The sequence below is a fragment of the Neobacillus sp. Soil_C_43 genome (assembly GCF_057656715.1).
Genome location: NZ_JBDGJV010000001.1, coordinates 112,686 through 130,186, shown reverse-complemented (window position 1 = coordinate 130,186; position 17,501 = coordinate 112,686). Strand labels below are relative to the sequence as shown.

Below are 17,501 nucleotides of genomic sequence, written 5' to 3'. Positions count from 1 at the left end.
CGTCGTTACAAGAGACAGATATTCAGGCAATTGCTTCGATATCGGTAAAGTGAGCTAAATTATTAGCTAATGAAGGTGGCACCACGGGTCTCCCGTCCTTTTTGGATAGGGGGCCTTTTTGTATTCAAAAAATTAATAGTGTAAATCGTTGAACAAGAGGAGTACACATGTTTTATTCTTTTCAGAGAGTCGGGGGAGGTGAGAGCCCGATAAGAATGGATTTGTGGAATGGACTTGTAAGAGACATCTTGAACAATAAAGTAGGGATGTACGGAGTTCCACCGTTAAAAGGATAGGGTATCGAATTCATTTTCTGTACCTGAAAAGAGGAAGTGGATTCGTATTTCTACTTCAATGGAGGTGGCACCGCGGTCAAAGAATCGCCCTCTATATGCGTAATTCGTTACGCATATAGAGGGCGATTTTTTATTTTTTTGAAAAGGGGTTCGTTATGAAAACAAAAACAAGTCTTATTATAAATGAAATAAAGGGTGACACCCTTACACCAATCTCAATATTACAAAAAATAAGAGGTGATAAGAAATTCTTATTGGAAAGCTCCCTTAAATACAATGACACGGGGCGTTACTCGTTTATTGGTGTAGACCCAGCCTACGAACTTATTTCTAGAGGGGAACATAATGAGATTATCAAACGAAATGGCGAAAAAGAGGTTGTAAGCGGAAACCCGCTAGAGGTGTTAAAAGAGCTAATTCCGGTACAGAACTCCGATGAATTTCCCTTCCCGTTTATTGGAGGAGCTATAGGTTTTGTAGGGTATGACATCATCAGACAGTTCGAAATAATTGGTGAAGAATACCTGAACGGAATGGAAATGCCAGATGTTCATTTGATGTTTTATGAAGAGGTCATCGTCTTCGATCATTTAGAAGAAAAGGTATTGATTTGCGGATTTCCACTTTCCTCTGACAGTGATAAAGAAGCGATAGAAAATAGGATGCAACAAAGGATCAAAGAAATAAAACAACCTACCTTTTATCACGAGGAGGAGCCCTATCATTTATCGGAATTTGTTTCAGAAACTTCAAAAGAAGATTTTATTCACAATATCAAGGTTGCAAAAGAACATATTCTTGAAGGTGATATCTTCCAGGTCGTACTTTCAAGACGTATGAAGTCTACCTTTAGCGGAAATCCATTGTCTCTCTACCGCAAACATCGTTCCCATAATCCAACACCATATATGTTCTATATCGAATTTGACGGATATACGGTTATTGGGTCATCACCAGAAAGCTTAATTAAAACAAATGGCAGGATAGTAATCTCCAATCCAATTGCAGGAACAAAAAAACGGGGAGAAGATCCTGAAGAAGATCAATTGATTGCGATGGAATTGCAGCAAGATGAAAAAGAGCTTGCTGAACATAAGATGCTTGTGGATCTTGGGAGAAATGATTTAGGGAAAGTTAGTGAATTTGGGAGCGTCCATGTTAACAAGTATATGGCAGTTGAAAAATATCGTCATGTGATGCATCTAGTGTCAGAAGTGAGCGGTAACCTTTTTCAAGATAAATCAGCCATTGATGCACTTGCTGCATGCCTTCCTGCTGGTACTGTTTCAGGTGCTCCTAAGGTTAGGGCGATGGAAATAATAAACAAATTAGAAAAATCAAAACGAGGCTTGTACTCTGGAGCAGTTGGTTATTTATCTGCAAATGGAAACATGGATTTTGCACTAGCTATCCGAACATTGATCTTAAAAGATGGAAATGCCTATATCCAAGCAGGTGCGGGGATCGTTTTTGATTCAGATCCAGAGTCTGAGTACCAAGAGACATTAAATAAATTAAATTCCTTCCTGGAGGGTGAAAAATGATCTTATTGATTGATAACTTCGATTCATTCACTTTTAACCTTTATCAGTATTTAGGTGAACTAGGGGAAGAATTGGTTGTTTATAGAAATAATCAGCTAACTACAGAACAAATTGTAGATTTAAACCCTAAAGCAATTATCCTTTCTCCTGGTCCTGGAAAGCCGGAGGATGCAGGAATATGTATGGATGTGGTCCGAGAATTTTTTAATAAGATTCCAATTCTCGGTATCTGTCTCGGACACCAAGCCATTGGCGCAGCTTTCGGAGGTGTAATTCAGAGGGCAGAAATAATAAAACATGGGAAAACATCACTGGTTACACATAATGACTGTGAACTATTTTCTGATCTTCCTGACCACTTCGAAGTCATGCGTTACCATTCCTTAATCGTGGAGGAGGTCAGTCTTCCTGAACAGCTTGAATGTATCGCGCACTCCAACGATGATCAGGTAGTAATGGCTATCAAACATAAACAATATCCTGTTTACGGACTGCAATTTCATCCAGAGTCAATTGGAACACCATCAGGAAAACAAATATTAAATAACTTCTTACTTGAAGTAGAAAGGATGAGCGGAAATGAAAAAGTACTTACTCCAGTTAGCTGAAAGGGAGTCATTCTCTGAAACCCAAATGCAAGAAGTCGTTGATTTTATTTTAGGAGAAGAAGTTTCTGAATCAGAAATTGCCGCCTTTTTAATGGGCTTGAAATCTAAAGGAGAAACAGTGGAAGAGATAACAGGTATTGTAAAAGCGATGAAAGCAAACACAGTGACATTTAAGAAGAAATTCTCAGGTGTTTTAGATAATTGTGGTACAGGTGGAGATGGTTCCTCGAGCTTCAATATCAGTACTACCTCTGCTTTTGTTATTGCTAGTGCTGGTATTCCGGTTGCTAAACATGGGAATAGAAGTGTTTCCAGCAAGACAGGAAGTGCGGATGTACTTGAGTACTTAGGGATTAATTTAAATTTATCACCAGAAAGAACCGAAGATATTCTTCATGAAATTGGAGTGTCCTTTTTGTTTGCTCCGAATGTCCATCCTAAATTGAAAAAAGTTATGGCAGTTAGAAAACAATTGAAAATCCCAACTGTTTTCAATTTTATTGGACCACTAACTAATCCAATGGAATTAGATTTCCAATTGCTCGGTGTGTACAGAAGAGATTTACTTCCGGTATTTGCAGAAGTCTTGAATAAACTAGGTCGCAAACGTGCGACGGTAATAAATGGAGCTGGATTTATGGACGAAGCCTCACTTCAAGGGGAGAACTACATCACGATACTTGAGGACGGCATCATTACCAATCGGTCATTTTCCCCTGAAGAGGTTAATCTTCCTCGATATGATAACAGCTGTATAAAGGGTGGAGATTCGAAGGAGAATGCTGAACTATTAATTAACGTTTTAAAAGGTGAGAAAGGTGCCCATCGGGATACTGTACTTCTTAATTCTGGAATTGGAATCTATACAGCTGGTAAAGCAACCACTATTCAGAATGGTATTGAAATAGCTAGAGAAATGATTGATTCCGGCGCTGCGTTTGAAAAGCTAAAAAAGCTGATTGAAAGAACTCAAGCAGTAGGACAGAAGGAGGCGATATAAGTGGGGACCATCTTAGATAAAATTATTGAACAGAAAAAGAGAGAGGTTCTCCTTCTCCGTGAAGGAAATCGCCCTTTACACACTAAAATACATCCCAATAGGTCACTTATTAAAAGATTGCAAACAGCAAATGAAATTTCAATAATTGCTGAATTCAAACGTGCATCACCTTCTAAAGGGGTGATTAATAATACTACTCTCCCTGCGGAACAGGCAAGATTATATGAAGAGTATGGGGCATCTGCCATTTCTGTTTTAACAGATCATACGTTTTTTAAAGGGTCATTCACTGATTTATCGACGGTACGAGATACAGTGGATCTGCCGATCTTATGTAAAGACTTTATTATTAATCCTATACAAATTGAATTTGCTGCAGCCAATGGGGCAGATATTATCTTGTTAATTGTTGCTGCATTAGATGAAAAAAGGCTAGTAGAGCTTTATGAATATGCTAAAGGATTAGGATTAGAGGTATTGGTAGAGGTTCATAATCAAGTTGAGCTAAAAATAGCACTTAAAACGGGAGCAAAGCTAATTGGAATAAACAATCGAGATTTAAAGACTTTTCATGTCTCCCTAGAGGTGACCGAAAAGATGGCATCTATTGTTAAAAGCTCTGGAGCCTTTCTCATAAGTGAAAGTGGAATCTTCCATCAAGAGGATGTTGAGAGAGTAAGAGACTCAGGAGCAAACGGCATCTTAGTGGGTGAGGCGTTAATGAAAAGTCCGGATGTGAAACAATCATTTTTAAGCTTCCGTTTGCCCTTATCAAAAGAGGTAGGAAGATGAAAGTTAAGATTTGCGGGATAACAGATGAATTAACAGGAATAGCTGCTGTTCAATATGGTGCAGATGCAATAGGACTCGTATTTGCTGAAAGCAAAAGAAGGATCTCAGTAGAAAGGGCAAAAGAAATTGTTTTGCAACTACCGGAACAAGTTTATAAGGTAGGTGTTTTTGTAAATGAAACAAAAGAGCAAATAGAAAAAATAGCTGCCTCTGTGGGACTTACTCATATTCAATTACATGGTGACGAAACAGCTGCTTTTTCTAAATCACTATCCTTACCTGTTATTAAAGGAATTAGCTTTCAAGACAACGATAGCTTGGGAGATATGGCTAATTTTCCTAGTGATTATATTTTACTCGACAGTCCTAAAGGTAAATATAGAGGTGGAAATGGAACTACATTTGAATGGGAAAAAGTGAATCAAAAATTAATTGATGGAAAAAAAGTAATCCTTGCAGGTGGCCTGAATATTGAAAATGTAGAAAAGGCAATAAAAATCATCAAACCGTTTATGGTAGATGTAAGCTCTGGAGTAGAAACGAATGGAACGAAGGATCTGGCTAAAATGAAAGCCTTTATTGAAAAGGTAAAAGGTAACTTAACGGGAGGGAAACAAAATGAACACATATACATTACCGAATGAAAAAGGACATTATGGGAAATTTGGAGGAAGATTTGTTCCTGAAACACTCATGAAAGCAGTGATTGAACTTGATGAAGCTTATAAGAAGGCAAAAAATGATCCGAGTTTCCAAGAAGATATAAATCGATTATTAAAGGACTATGTCGGAAGAGAAACCCCCTTATATTTTGCTGAAAATCTTACAAAATATACTGGTGGAGCAAAGATTTACTTAAAAAGAGAAGATTTAAACCATACAGGTGCACATAAAATTAATAACGCTATTGGTCAGGCATTACTAGCTGTACGAATGGGAAAAAGAAAAATTGTGGCTGAAACAGGAGCGGGACAGCATGGTGTAGCAACGGCTACTGTTTGTGCCCTATTAAACCTTGATTGCATTATCTTCATGGGGGAGGAAGATATCAAAAGGCAGGCATTAAATGTATTTAGGATGGAATTACTCGGTGCAAAGGTTGTTAGTGTTACATCAGGTAGTGCTACATTGAAGGATGCCGTTAATGAGGCCCTAAGATACTGGGTAGCAAATGTTGATGATACCCATTATTTATTAGGATCAGTTATGGGGCCACATCCATTTCCTCAAATGGTAAGAGACTTCCAAAGTGTTATTGGTAAAGAGACCAAGGAGCAATTTTTACAAGCCCAAGGTGTCCTTCCGGATGCCGTGGTAGCATGTATCGGTGGGGGAAGTAATGCAGCCGGGATGTTCTACCCATTTATAGAGGATGAAAGTGTCAGTCTCTATGGTGTAGAAGCAGCAGGTCAGGGTGTAGATACAGATTATCATGCAGCTTCTTTAACCAAGGGAAAACCAGGAGTTTTACATGGTGCATTAATGTATTTACTGCAGGATCAAGATGGTCAAATTCAAGAAGCGCACTCGATTTCTGCTGGTCTTGATTATCCAGGTGTTGGACCAGAGCACAGCTATTTAAAGGATATCGGTCGAGCAAACTACCATTCTATTACCGATAATGAAGCACTTGATGCTTTTCGTCTTCTATCGAAGCTAGAAGGAATAATACCAGCGTTAGAAAGTTCACATGCAGTTGCCTTTGCTGTAAAACTTGCCGCCGAAATGCAAGATACACAAAACATTGTCGTTTGTTTATCAGGACGTGGAGATAAAGATGTAGATACTGTGAAAACTAAGCTTGAAGGGGAGAAATAAGATGAATCGTTTACAACATACCTTTTCTTTATTAAAGGGAAATAATAGAAAGGCTTTCGTTCCCTACATAATGGCTGGGGATGGAGGATTAGATAATTTAGTTAATCGGATGGTATTATTAGAGAAATTCGGTGCAACGGCAATAGAACTAGGTGTACCATTTTCAGATCCAGTGGCTGACGGGCCAACCATTCAACGTGCTGGGATAAGAGCTCTTGAAAATGGAACCACTTTAAAAGGAATCATTTCAGAAGTGGCAAAAGCACGGAGGGTTGTATCTATACCTATTATTCTTATGACCTACCTTAATCCAATATATTCTTTTGGGATAGAGGCTTTTGTTAAAGAGATAAGTGATGCAGGTGTCGATGGTTGTATTATTCCAGACCTTCCTATTGAAGAGGAGGACATGATTGCACCAAATCTAGAGAATGTTGATGTGGAATTAATTCGCTTAGTAACTCCAACCACTCCTATGGAGCGAATCAAGTTAATATCCAGTAAAGGTAATGGATTTTTATATGCAGTAACTGTGAAGGGAATAACGGGGGTAAGGAATGAATATGATGCTGAATTGTATCAATTTCTAAAGGCAGTACAAGAAATAAGTCTGATACCGGTGCTTGCTGGTTTTGGAATTTCCAGTGAAGAGCAAATTAATTTGTTAACCAAACACTGTGATGGGGTAATCGTAGGGAGTAAAATAGTGGATTTATTTGAGACAAACAATCTAGACGAGATGGAAGAGCTGATGTCCAGCTTTAAACAAAAATCGAAGATAGTTTAAGTGAAAAAGTCTATTCTTTTTTAAGAGTAGACTTTTTTGTTGGTGTACGTGTTAAATTAAGGTTCTTTTCGTAAGCTTTGTTGCTCTCTGTACTTTTTTTATCCTGAATCAAATGCAACTTCGGACAGTGCAGGCGAAAAAAGCAGAAACACTGTCAAAAGGCCGGGCAACTTTGGACAGAGTAAGCGAAAAAAATAGAAACACTGTCAAAAGACAAGGCAACTTTGGACAGAGTAAGCGAAAAAAATAGAAACACTGTCAGAAGGCAAGCCGACTTCGGACAGAGTAGGCGAAAAAAATAAAAACACTGTCAAAAGGCAAGGCAACTTCGGACAGAGTAACCGAAGAAAACAGAAACATTGTCAAAAGATCGGCCAACTTCGGACAGAGTAAGCGAAAAAAATAGAAACACTGTCAGAAGGCAAGCCGACTTCGGACAGAGTAGGCGAAAAAAATAGAAACACTGTCAAAAGGCAAGGCAACTTCGGACAGTGTAGGCGGAAAAAACAGAAACATTGTCAGAAGGAAGGCGGACTTCAAACAGAGTAGGCGAAAAAATAGAAACATTGTCAAATGATGTGAGACTACAATTGGTAAACATAAGTATGAATAACAACAATCTTTACGAAAACAGCATAATTTTAAAATTAACACGTACACCATTTCGCTAATTGAAGATGTAATGCTACGATAGGCATATTCTACTTCTTGATAGTGATATCTAACTCCTATATAATATAGTTAGACGTATGATGAACTCTTTCTTAGAATACGTAATTTTAATTCGTTCGATAGGTCTTGTTATGTTTGAAACTTCCCGTTGTGGAAGTTTTGTTTGTTTCTAAACAAATATTATATGGGGATGACCCATTTTTTGTAGGAGTGCAATATAGATGAAAGAAATTACTGTTGAAAATCTTTTTACGCTAAAGACCCCAATTATTATAGATATACGTTCACCGATTGAGTTTAAAGACGGTGCGATACCTGGAGCAATTAATGTCCCATTATTTTCAGATGAAGAACGGCATGAAATTGGTATTATCTACAAGCATGAAGGTCAGGCTGCAGCAAAGTGGAGAGCAATGGAACTCGTCTCACCTAAAATTCCTGAATTGTTACATACCATTAAAGACCATCATACCAATGGGGAATTAGTCATCCATTGTTGGCGTGGAGGGATGAGAAGTAATGCAGTTGTGACTTTCTTGGAGTTTGCTGGGATATATGCGTGGCGTTTAATCGGTGGGTATAAAGCTTATAGACATCATATACTTGAAAAAATACCGACAATAATTCCCCAAAATGCAGTAGTACTCCATGGGATGACAGGTGTAGGAAAAACAGAGGTGCTAAAGCTTCTGAAACAAAGGAGTTATCCAATCTTAGATCTTGAAGAGATGGCTGGGCATCGTGGGTCCATCTTTGGCACTATTGGTCTAGGTGAGGGTCATAACCAAAAAACTTTTGACTCGCTCTTATTTAAAGGGCTTCAAGAAATACAAGGATCAAATTATTTTCTAGTTGAGGCCGAAAGTAAACGAATTGGAAAAGCTGTTCAGCCTGAGGAACTAATGGAGATCAAATTTAAGGGGATAAATATTTATATTCATTCTCCGATTGAACAAAGAGTGCAGCAACTAATTTCCGAATATGTACTGCCATATGAGAATGAACCATGGTATGAGAGTAAAATATTAAGTAATATGGAGAAGGTATTAAAAAGGGTCAGGGATTTGGAAGTAAGAAACAAACTATTGAGCTTTTTAGATGAAAAAAACTATTACGAATTAATTCGAATTTTACTGGAACATTATTACGACCCTCGTTATGACCATGCAAGACAAGAATACGAAGGAGAATTCTTCGATATTTTTGCCGATAACCCGGTTGATGCAGCCGAAAAAGTTGAAAAAAAACTTACTGATCTATCCTTTCGACCACAAATCGAAACAAATAAATTCATGTAATACTTAAAGCTCGGCTAAGAAGAGGCGGACTCAGAAAATGAGTCAGCCTTTTCTTATTCTTAAGCTTTCTAAGAAAATTCTAATCTCCCTCTCATCAAGGTCTCCTTTCAAAAAGGTAAAATATTTTTATAATCCTTTTAATCCACCCACTTCTTCCCTACCAATTATTCCATGTTTATGTTCAAAATGTATAGTAAGGAGGAATGTAACATGTTATGGGTTAGACTAATTATGGTTGGATTTTTCTCTTTAACGGCACTTTCTCTCATGTCATATCAATCAGTTGAAATTCTTCATGCATTTATTGATTTTTTTAAAGACAAACATCAGTTAAAATAGAAAGCAAAAATGAATTGAGAGCGTGGATGTATGCAAAATATACTAATTATTGAAGATGAAAAGAATTTAGCTAGATTTATTGAGCTTGAACTGAATCATGATGGTTACAACACCACCGTATCATCAAATGGACGTAGTGGATTAGAATTGGCACTCTCAAAAACTTGGGATGCCATTCTACTCGATTTAATGCTTCCAGAATTAAATGGAATGGAGGTGTGCCGTAGAATTAGACAGGCAAATAAAACGATTCCCATCATTATGATAACGGCAAGAGACAGTGTACTTGATCGTGTTTCTGGTTTAGATAGTGGGGCAGATGATTATATAGTTAAGCCATTTGCTATTGAAGAATTATTGGCCAGATTAAGGTCCTTGTTTCGGAGAATAGAGGCAATCAATTCAAATGAATTAACAACGCTTACCTTTAAGGATTTAGAAGTCGAACTTGAATCATGTATTGTAAAAAAAGCAGGAAAAATTATTGGTCTTACTAAGCGAGAGTTTGACTTATTAATCATTTTTATGAGTAATATTAACATTGTATTAACAAGAGAAGTACTATTAAATAAAGTCTGGGGTTACAGTACTGGTGTTGAAACAAACGTTGTAGATGTATATGTCCGATATTTAAGAAACAAAATAGATGATCAAGTTAATGGAAGCTACATTCATACAGTACGCGGTACAGGATATGTAATGAGATGATTAAGAAAATAACACGAATGTTTAATAGATTGCCATGGCAAACCAAACTGGTGCTAAGTGGTTCATCAGCCATTTTTCTTACGTTCTTCTTGTTTAGTTTTTTAGAATATCATACTGTTTCGAAATGGATGATGAATCGTGAGGAAATTGCTATTAATCGAACGATTAAGGATATTGCCACCTTTTATAAAGCAAAGGCGGAAACGTTAAACCGTACTGACATAATTGATAGTGAAGACTTTTTACGGAACATGAATGATAAAGACCAATTAATTCGAGTCTATGACAGTAAGGGGAATATTCTAGTATCTGATAAAAACGGTAACTTTCCTGTACTGGAGCCCGTTCCGACGAGGGTTAGTACAACCGATAGGATCTTAATTGAGGGAAAAGAGGCTATTGTAGCAAGATACCCAATCAATGGAGACAAATTTAAAGGGACACTAGAGGTCGTCCGTCATTTAAATAACTATCATAAAATGATGAGCAATCTCTTTTGGGTAATGACTATCTTTGGAATTGCAGCTATCCTTTTTAGTGCCATTAGCGGCCTAATTCTTGCTAAACAGTTGTTAAGGCCTGTTAGACGGTTAGCAAGAGGAATGAAAAAAATAAAGGAAGATGGCTTTCAGGGAAGAGTGGAGGTCTATAAACAAAAGGATGATTTAACTGAACTTACAAATGTGTTTAATGAAATGATGGACGAAATTGAAAAATCCTTTCAGGCCCAAAAACAATTTGTAGAGGATGCTTCTCATGAACTAAGGACACCTGTTTCTATTCTGGAGGGCCACCTTTCCTTATTAAATCGGTGGGGAAAAAAGGATCCTGTTATTTTAGAAGAATCATTAGATGCTTCATTACAAGAACTATCAAGATTAAAAAAATTAATTAACGACCTCTTAGTATTAACACGTGCAGAAAACCAAAGAGTTGTAACTGCTGAGAAATCAGATATAGTTAACCTTGTTTTAAAAATAATTAGTAAACTAGAAATCATTCATCCGGATTATCAGTTTGAAATTAAAATGGAAAAGCATTTACCGATGATTCCTATGGCAGAACATCATTTTGAACAAATATTAATTATTTTATTAGATAATTCAATAAAGTACTCGAATGGAAATAAAACAATCTCCATTTCTGCAGTCCGAGAAGAGGGGGATGTGATTGTATCTGTTTCAGATCAAGGGATTGGGATTGCTAATGAGGATATCCCAGACGTGTTTAACCGTTTTTATCGAGTAGATAAAGCACGTGTTCGTGAAAACGGTGGTACGGGTTTAGGCCTTTCCATTGCTAAGCAGTTAGTAATAAAATACAATGGGTCAATATTAATTGAAAGTAAAGAAGGGATTGGAACAAAAGTGAGTATCACTTTACCAATCGTAGCTAATAAAGGGAAATCCTAATACCAATGCAATGATGTTGAAAATGATAAAAGACCGCTGAAACATGTTTCAGCGGTCTTTCAATGTTAGATAGCTAACGTTTCTTAATCGCCCTTAGTCCACGACGTTGAATCTCATCTTTTAGAATCTTAATCCATTCCTTTTCCTTACCTGACTTCAATGCATCCCGGTACGAAACAACCAATTGCTCGTTACTCATAATTTTCAAGTTAAGAAGGCCTCCTTGGAAAGTGGATTGAATATTCAGTTTTTATTATTGTAACGGTTTTCATCCATTTTGAGAACCCTTATTTATCATTTTTTTAAGGTTCACAAACTTGTAAAAAAAGGAAAATTATATTTTAAAAATATTGAATATTCTCATAAATATGGTAACATACTTTTGAAAGCGTTTTAATTTGTCGCTTGGTTTACTTGTATTGAGGGGGATGAAAAAATGACAGCTTTATTAAATTGTACTATTGGTAAATTATTAGAAGAAAAAGCAGAATTACATCCAGACCATACAGCAGTAATCTATTCAGATCGAAATTTAAGATGGAGCTATCGTGAATTTGACAGTATTTGTAGAAAAGCGGCTAAGGGCTTTATGAAGCTTGGTATAGAAAAAGGGGAACAATTAGCAGCGTGGTCGAGTAACACACCTGAATGGCTTGTAACCCAATTTGCTACAGGTAAAATGGGGGCTGTTTTGGTTACTGTGAATACCAACTATCGTACAGCTGAACTCGAATATTTATTAAAACAATCTGATTCTACCACCATTCTTTTGATGGATATTTGGAAGGATTCATCTTATATAGATATGATTTACGAAATTGTTCCTGAATTGAAGAACGCAGAACCTGGGAAGGTGAATAGCAGCAGACTTCCTTTTCTAAAGAATGTAATTGTTCTTGGTGATAAGAAGTATCCAGGAACCTTTTCCTGGGAGGATATCATGCTACTGGGTGAAGAGGTCACCAATGAAGAATTAAACCGACGGATGGACTCCCTAGAGCCTGATGATGTGATTAATATGCAGTATACCTCAGGGACAACTGGATTTCCAAAAGGTGTTATGCTCACACATTACAATATCGTCAATAACGGATTTAATATTGCTAATTGCATGAAACTGACTGTTGAAGACAGACTTTGTATCCCTGTTCCATTTTTTCATTGCTTTGGTTGTGTTCTTGGTACGATGGCATGTGTTTCTGTCGGTGCAACAATGGTTCCAGTTCAAGATTTTAATCCAAAAAAAGTGCTTCAAACAGTTCAAGATGAAAAGTGTACCGGTCTCCATGGTGTGCCAACGATGTTTATCGCAGAACTGAATGAGCCGGATTTTGATAATTATGACCTATCAACGTTGAGAACGGGTATTATGGCTGGATCCAACTGTCCGATTGAGGTAATGAAGGCTGTTATTGAGAAAATGGGTGCTAGAGAAATAACGATTGCTTATGGACAAACAGAGGCTTCACCAGTCATTACCCAAACCAGAACTGACGATCCAATTGAATTACGAGTCGAATCAGTTGGGAAAGCACTTCCAAGGGTTGAGGTGAAAATTGTTGAACCTGGATCAAACAGAGAAGTGGAACGAGGTGTGCAAGGGGAATTATGTACAAGAGGTTACCATGTGATGAAGGGATATTATAAAAATTTAGCAGCGACAAATGATGCAATTGATCAGGATGGATGGTTACATACGGGGGATTTAGCCATTATGGATGAAAATGGGTATTGCAAGGTTACAGGTCGTTTGAAGGATATGATTATCAGAGGAGGAGAAAATATTTATCCTCGTGAAATTGAAGAGTTTCTCTATTCCCATCCAAAAATACTCGATATCCAAGTAATAGGTGTTGCAGACGAAGTGTACGGTGAGGAAGTCATGGCATGGATCATACTAAAAGAGGGGGAGAAAGCATCTGCAGAAGAGATTAAGGAATATTGTATGGGTAAGATTTCTAAGCATAAAATCCCTAACTACATTGAGTTTACAGAGTCATTTCCAATGACAGCATCAGGAAAAATTCAAAAATACCGTTTACGAGAGAATGCGAGAAATGTAGTGGCAAAGCATTAATTTTTTTCAAGGGTAGATGAATGGATATTGTTGCGTATCAAGGGTTGTATTGATTATACTAATAATTGGACAAAGACGGAAAGGAACGATGGCAACGATGATTCATTTATCTTGGCGTGAGCGGGAAACCGTTAAGAAAGTAAAATGCGTTCATACAGATGCGGAGAAATACCTGGTCAACAATGCACTGACAGCAGGGAAAGTTTATGATGTAAAAAATGAAACAGAAGAATTTTATTATATCATTGACAATACTGGCAAGGTCGGTGGCTTTTACAAGGATTACTTTCAAAATGTATAAATAAATTTTGTTTCCCTAGAAGGGGAAACAGTACGGAAAAAAGATGCCTGGTACTTGTACCAGGCATCTTTTTGTTAACCTTTTATTATTGTTTAACCTGTACTTTAGGTTTTTTGCTTTGATATAGGCTGCGACTAATGTAGGTTTGAACAATTAAAAATGTACCCCCTACAACCCAATAAAGAGGGAGAGCGGCAGGTGCATTAAAAGAGAACATAACAATCATTAATGGAGAAAGCAAGCCCATATATTTCATTTGATCCTGCTGTTGTGTAGGCATGTTGGATTGGGATACTTTAAATTGAAAATAATAAATGATCCCAGCAATAATGGTAATGACTATATCAGGATGTCCAAGACTAAACCATAAAAATTCGTGTGTTTTAATCTCCTCAGAACCTCTAATCGCATAATAGAAGCCAGTTAAAATAGGCATTTGAATGAGAATAGGTAAACAGCCCATATTTAGTGGATTGACACCATGCTTTTGATAAAGGCCCATCATTTCTGCTTGAAGTTCTTGTTTTTTCTTTGGATCTTTTTCGGCCTTCATTTTCTTTTGTATAACATCCATCTCAGGTTTTAGTACATCCATTTTTTCTTTCATACCCATTTGATTCTTATATTGTCTTAACATTAAAGGCATTAGGATAAGTCTAATAATCAAGGTTACAAGAATAATCGCTAAGCCGTAATTTCCACCAAAAAAATCTGCTACTGAATGAATAGTAAATGAAAATGGATTCACAAAATAAGTATGGAAAAATCCGTCGTTTTTACCGCTTTGAGCCTGAGCTGAACAAGCAGATAATAGGAATGTTGTAATAGTAAGAATAGAGATAATTATAAGTGAAGAACGTTTCGTTTTCATATTTCCTCCTAATGTGTAAGTGATTTTTTCTTTATGAATATAGGAAGGAAATAGGTTCTTCAGAATCATCCTTAGAGCATTCTTTTCTACGAATATATTTAACAATTCTATTTAAAATCATATTGCCATTTAAACAGCTTTTTTTTCGGTAAAAAAACAAAGGCTGAATCATTTTTGTGTCGGCAGGATTAGTTTGAGAACTACTAAATGAATATTCAACGCCCCATGCCCATAAAAATTTTAATGTAATACCTACGTATATACTGACGTATAGCGCGTTTAAGGCATGAATATCTGAATGATCGATGAGCAATTGAAACAAAAATAATCACCTCTTTTAAATGCCAATGATATGAGTATAAAGGAGAATAGATAAAGAATCAATTTATTGTTTGGCAAAATACCAGAATATGAAGAGTTTGCTAAAGTTTTATCAAACTCAGTTAGAAGGATGTTGTTTAAGTTTTTACTTTTAACAAATATTAAGTAGGATTAACTGTACTTTTTTCTAAATAGAGTAAGGTGGTGCCATGTGGAGCATCTAGATTTACATCATATTTTTGTGATGTCTTTATTTCTTGTTATGATAGCGGCGGGTATTACGGCGATTGCCAAGAAGTTTAAGCAACCATACCCTATTGCTTTGGTGATAGTAGGGGCTTTGATCGGTTTAATGAATTTTCCTACGTTAGAGCCATTAAAGAACTTTATTACACAAGGAGAAGTATTCCATTTTGTCATTGTCACTTTGTTTTTACCAGCCCTGTTAGGTGAAGCATCGTTAAAACTACCTTTTGACGAGTTGAAGACCAATAAGATACCTATTCTTTCTCTGGCGTTTGGTGGAACATTATTGTCGTTTCTCATTGTTGGCTTCTCGACCTATTATCTTTTGGGGTTAACAATTACAGCAGCCTTTGTATTTGGGGCTTTGATGAGTGCTACAGATCCGGTAAGTGTTTTAAGTATTTTTAAAAGCATTGGTGTAAATAAAAGATTGGCAATAGTCGTAGAAGGGGAAAGCTTATTCAACGATGGAATGGCAGTGGTTCTTTTTCAACTATCTGCTTTTTATTTATTGTCTTATCTAGACTTAGGGTGGGAAGGGTTAGGTCTAGGAGCATGGACTTTTGTGAAAGTCATATTCCTAGGCCTACTAATCGGGGGTGCGCTTGGATATGGGTTTTCAATTTTGACAAAGTTCTATGATGATTATCCTCTTGAGATTATTTTCAGTATTATTTTATTTTATGGATCTTATCTTTTAGCAGAAAGTATACATGCTTCTGGAGTCATAGCTGTTGTTGTTGCTGCGATGATTTTTGGGAATTTTGGAGCAAGGATTGGAATGACGCCTACTACCAAATTAAATATCGGGAATTTTTGGGACGTCGCCGCTCTACTAGCGAATTCAATTGTTTTTTTAATGGTAGGGCTTGAAATAACAAGAATTGGGATCTTTAATAAATGGGGAACAATTTTTGCAGCAATAGGTATTGTTTTGGTAGCGAGAAGTGTGGCAGTCTATGCAAGTTTAGCATTCATCAAAAATTTTCCTCATTCCTGGAAACATATCATTAATTGGGGGGGACTAAAGGGTTCGTTATCGATTGCACTTGCATTGAGCCTTCCTTACGACTTCAAAGGAAGAGACGAGTTATTAGTATTAACTTTTTTCGTGGTTTTCTTCTCCCTGGTCGTTCAAGGCTTATCAGTTAAAACACTAATCAGATTTCTTGGTGTAAACCCAAAAGTAGAAGCGGCCAGTGAATATGAGTATTTAATAACCAAAATTCATCAATTTGAAGCTGCAATTGATGAAATTCACAAAGTGAGGAAGAGGCTTTTTATTACAGAATCACTTTCTAATGAGCTTGTTAAGGAGTATGAAGATAAAAAGGGATCCGTTGAAAAGCAAATTCAAAAATTATATCAGGATCATACTGAATTAAAAGAAAATCAAAAGAAATTACTCTTAAGGCAGGCATTGTATGCTGAATACGAAGCGATCAGTGAGTTAACTAGAGATGATGTTATCTCAAATGAAGTAGCAGATAAAGAACATGCCAAAATTATGGATGTACTAGTGAATCTCGACGAAGAACATTAATAACAAAAGGCTGACACCTTAATAAACAGGTTCAGCCTTTTATGTTAGAATCAGCCTCGTTACACGTTATTCTTTCTCTACTGGAGTCCTCCAATGAGCGGTTAGCATCTGATAGGCATATTCTACTTTAGCCTCTGATGGTGGTACTACATGCTTGAGAGGATATTCAAGTCCAAGTGCTTCCCATTTATAAACCCCAAGTTTATGATAAGGAAGAATTTCAACCTTCTGAACATTTTCAAGGGTTCCGATGAATTCTCCGAGCTTCTGGAGGTCCTCTTGATCATCTGTAACTGTTGGGACAAGAACGTGTCTCACCCAGATTGGTATTTTTCGATCAGATAAAAATTTCGCAAATTCAAGAATGTGATCATTTGCCATTCCTGTAAGCTGAATATGTTTCTTCCGGTTAATATGCTTCAAGTCTAGAAGAACAAGATCAGTGTAAAGCAAGAGCTCTGCAAGCTGTTCGATGAAAAGCTTAGAATGGGAGAAACAGCCTCCGGAAGAATCTATAGTGGTATGAATTCCTTTCTTTTTGCACTCCTTGAATAATGCAGTAAGGAAAGGGATTTGTAATAAGGGTTCACCACCACTAACAGTAATACCGCCACCTGAAGCCTGAATGAAGGGGAGATAGCTCATGAGATCTTCCATTATGTCAGAAACAGTCATTTGCTTACCAGAGCCGATTTCCCAAGTATCTGCGTTATGACAGAATTGGCACCGTAATAAGCAGCCTTGTGTAAAAATCACGTACCTTATTCCAGGTCCGTCAACTGTTCCTAAAGTTTCAATGGAATGTATATTTCCAATCATGATAATATCCCCTTTCATTTATCAGGAGGCTGACCCTTTTGTATTTGAG

General features: G+C 36.9%; 17 protein-coding genes and 2 other annotated features (1 of these 19 only partly in view). Of the genes, 14 read left to right on the top strand and 3 right to left on the bottom strand.

Annotated features, from left to right (window positions below):
* Nucleotides 1-103, top strand: a binding site (T-box leader) (it extends 146 nt beyond the left edge of the window).
* 36 nt (nt 104-139) lie between these two features.
* Nucleotides 140-391: a binding site (T-box leader), on the top strand.
* 60 nt (nt 392-451) lie between these two features.
* The 11 genes from trpE to AC3A54_RS00580 all read left to right on the top strand — a co-directional run bounded on the left by trpE (nt 452) and on the right by AC3A54_RS00580 (nt 11,274).
* Nucleotides 452-1,840, top strand: a complete 1,389-nt coding sequence (gene trpE, locus AC3A54_RS00630) for an anthranilate synthase component I (protein ID WP_487653012.1) — start codon at nt 452-454, stop codon at nt 1,838-1,840.
* The gene (locus AC3A54_RS00625) at nt 1,837-2,448 is read left to right on the top strand and encodes an anthranilate synthase component II (protein ID WP_335548028.1); all 612 of its coding nucleotides are present in this window, start codon (nt 1,837-1,839) and stop codon (nt 2,446-2,448) included. Before trpE ends, AC3A54_RS00625 begins: the two co-directional genes overlap by 4 nt.
* Nucleotides 2,420-3,448, top strand: a complete 1,029-nt coding sequence (gene trpD, locus AC3A54_RS00620; RefSeq protein ID WP_487653011.1) for an anthranilate phosphoribosyltransferase — start codon at nt 2,420-2,422, stop codon at nt 3,446-3,448. The genes AC3A54_RS00625 and trpD overlap by 29 nt, the downstream gene beginning before the upstream one ends.
* Nucleotides 3,449-4,240, top strand: coding sequence for an indole-3-glycerol phosphate synthase TrpC (gene trpC / locus AC3A54_RS00615; RefSeq protein ID WP_487653010.1), 792 nt, complete (start codon nt 3,449-3,451; stop codon nt 4,238-4,240).
* Nucleotides 4,237-4,884 carry a phosphoribosylanthranilate isomerase gene (locus AC3A54_RS00610; RefSeq protein WP_487653009.1) on the top strand — a complete coding sequence of 216 codons (648 nt, stop codon included), beginning with the start codon at nt 4,237-4,239 and terminating at the stop codon, nt 4,882-4,884. Before trpC ends, AC3A54_RS00610 begins: the two co-directional genes overlap by 4 nt.
* On the top strand, nt 4,859-6,058 hold the full coding sequence (gene trpB, locus AC3A54_RS00605; RefSeq protein ID WP_487653008.1) for a tryptophan synthase subunit beta: 1,200 nt from the start codon (nt 4,859-4,861) through the stop codon (nt 6,056-6,058). Before AC3A54_RS00610 ends, trpB begins: the two co-directional genes overlap by 26 nt.
* Nucleotide 6,059: 1 nt before the next feature.
* Nucleotides 6,060-6,845 carry a tryptophan synthase subunit alpha gene (gene trpA / locus AC3A54_RS00600; protein WP_487653007.1) on the top strand — a complete coding sequence of 262 codons (786 nt, stop codon included), beginning with the start codon at nt 6,060-6,062 and terminating at the stop codon, nt 6,843-6,845.
* Between the two features lie 893 nt (nt 6,846-7,738).
* On the top strand, nt 7,739-8,815 hold the full coding sequence (gene mnmH, locus AC3A54_RS00595) for a tRNA 2-selenouridine(34) synthase MnmH (RefSeq protein ID WP_487653006.1): 1,077 nt from the start codon (nt 7,739-7,741) through the stop codon (nt 8,813-8,815).
* A gap of 210 nt (nt 8,816-9,025) precedes the next feature.
* The gene (locus AC3A54_RS00590) at nt 9,026-9,154 is read left to right on the top strand and encodes a hypothetical protein (protein ID WP_308083566.1); all 129 of its coding nucleotides are present in this window, start codon (nt 9,026-9,028) and stop codon (nt 9,152-9,154) included.
* A 30-nt stretch (nt 9,155-9,184) separates the two neighbouring features.
* Nucleotides 9,185-9,862, top strand: a complete 678-nt coding sequence (locus AC3A54_RS00585; protein ID WP_308083567.1) for a response regulator transcription factor — start codon at nt 9,185-9,187, stop codon at nt 9,860-9,862.
* Nucleotides 9,859-11,274: a HAMP domain-containing sensor histidine kinase gene (locus AC3A54_RS00580; protein ID WP_487653005.1), complete on the top strand. Its 1,416-nt coding sequence runs from the start codon at nt 9,859-9,861 to the stop codon at nt 11,272-11,274. The genes AC3A54_RS00585 and AC3A54_RS00580 overlap by 4 nt, the downstream gene beginning before the upstream one ends.
* Before the next feature lie 73 nt (nt 11,275-11,347).
* Here AC3A54_RS00580 and sda read toward each other — a convergent pair whose 3' ends face one another.
* The gene (gene sda / locus AC3A54_RS00575) at nt 11,348-11,473 is read right to left on the bottom strand and encodes a sporulation histidine kinase inhibitor Sda (RefSeq protein ID WP_374121069.1); all 126 of its coding nucleotides are present in this window, start codon (nt 11,471-11,473) and stop codon (nt 11,348-11,350) included.
* Between the two features lie 237 nt (nt 11,474-11,710).
* Here sda and AC3A54_RS00570 point away from each other — a divergent pair, with 237 nt between their 5' ends.
* Complete coding sequence (locus tag AC3A54_RS00570) at nt 11,711-13,351, top strand: AMP-binding protein (protein ID WP_487653004.1); 1,641 nt, start codon at nt 11,711-11,713, stop codon at nt 13,349-13,351.
* A 97-nt stretch (nt 13,352-13,448) separates the two neighbouring features.
* Nucleotides 13,449-13,652, top strand: coding sequence for a DUF6501 family protein (locus AC3A54_RS00565; protein ID WP_308084150.1), 204 nt, complete (start codon nt 13,449-13,451; stop codon nt 13,650-13,652).
* Between the two features lie 85 nt (nt 13,653-13,737).
* Here the strand turns inward: AC3A54_RS00565 and yidC are convergent, their stop codons facing one another.
* On the bottom strand, nt 13,738-14,523 hold the full coding sequence (gene yidC / locus AC3A54_RS00560; protein WP_308083571.1) for a membrane protein insertase YidC: 786 nt from the start codon (nt 14,521-14,523) through the stop codon (nt 13,738-13,740).
* A 532-nt stretch (nt 14,524-15,055) separates the two neighbouring features.
* On the opposite strand from yidC, the gene AC3A54_RS00555 reads away from it, so the two are divergent.
* Nucleotides 15,056-16,633, top strand: a complete 1,578-nt coding sequence (locus tag AC3A54_RS00555) for a Na+/H+ antiporter (protein ID WP_487653003.1) — start codon at nt 15,056-15,058, stop codon at nt 16,631-16,633.
* A 66-nt stretch (nt 16,634-16,699) separates the two neighbouring features.
* Here the strand turns inward: AC3A54_RS00555 and pflA are convergent, their stop codons facing one another.
* On the bottom strand, nt 16,700-17,452 hold the full coding sequence (pflA, locus tag AC3A54_RS00550; RefSeq protein ID WP_487653002.1) for a pyruvate formate-lyase-activating protein: 753 nt from the start codon (nt 17,450-17,452) through the stop codon (nt 16,700-16,702).
* Nucleotides 17,453-17,501: the final 49 nt, after the last annotated feature.

Excerpts from the sequence above, each read along its gene's own strand:
- trpE (WP_487653012.1), top strand. The coding sequence starts at position 452 with ATGAAAACAAAAACAAGTCTTATTATAAATGAAATAAAGGGTGACACC.
- AC3A54_RS00625 (WP_335548028.1), top strand. The coding sequence starts at position 1,837 with ATGATCTTATTGATTGATAACTTCGATTCATTCACTTTTAACCTTTAT.
- trpD (WP_487653011.1), top strand. The coding sequence starts at position 2,420 with ATGAAAAAGTACTTACTCCAGTTAGCTGAAAGGGAGTCATTCTCTGAA.
- AC3A54_RS00610 (WP_487653009.1), top strand. The coding sequence starts at position 4,237 with ATGAAAGTTAAGATTTGCGGGATAACAGATGAATTAACAGGAATAGCT.
- trpB (WP_487653008.1), top strand. The coding sequence starts at position 4,859 with ATGAACACATATACATTACCGAATGAAAAAGGACATTATGGGAAATTT.
- trpA (WP_487653007.1), top strand. The coding sequence starts at position 6,060 with ATGAATCGTTTACAACATACCTTTTCTTTATTAAAGGGAAATAATAGA.
- mnmH (WP_487653006.1), top strand. The coding sequence starts at position 7,739 with ATGAAAGAAATTACTGTTGAAAATCTTTTTACGCTAAAGACCCCAATT.
- AC3A54_RS00590 (WP_308083566.1), top strand. The coding sequence starts at position 9,026 with ATGTTATGGGTTAGACTAATTATGGTTGGATTTTTCTCTTTAACGGCA.
- AC3A54_RS00585 (WP_308083567.1), top strand. The coding sequence starts at position 9,185 with ATGCAAAATATACTAATTATTGAAGATGAAAAGAATTTAGCTAGATTT.
- AC3A54_RS00580 (WP_487653005.1), top strand. The coding sequence starts at position 9,859 with ATGATTAAGAAAATAACACGAATGTTTAATAGATTGCCATGGCAAACC.
- sda (WP_374121069.1), bottom strand. The coding sequence starts at position 11,473 with ATGAGTAACGAGCAATTGGTTGTTTCGTACCGGGATGCATTGAAGTCA.
- AC3A54_RS00570 (WP_487653004.1), top strand. The coding sequence starts at position 11,711 with ATGACAGCTTTATTAAATTGTACTATTGGTAAATTATTAGAAGAAAAA.
- AC3A54_RS00565 (WP_308084150.1), top strand. The coding sequence starts at position 13,449 with ATGATTCATTTATCTTGGCGTGAGCGGGAAACCGTTAAGAAAGTAAAA.
- yidC (WP_308083571.1), bottom strand. The coding sequence starts at position 14,523 with ATGAAAACGAAACGTTCTTCACTTATAATTATCTCTATTCTTACTATT.
- pflA (WP_487653002.1), bottom strand. The coding sequence starts at position 17,452 with ATGATTGGAAATATACATTCCATTGAAACTTTAGGAACAGTTGACGGA.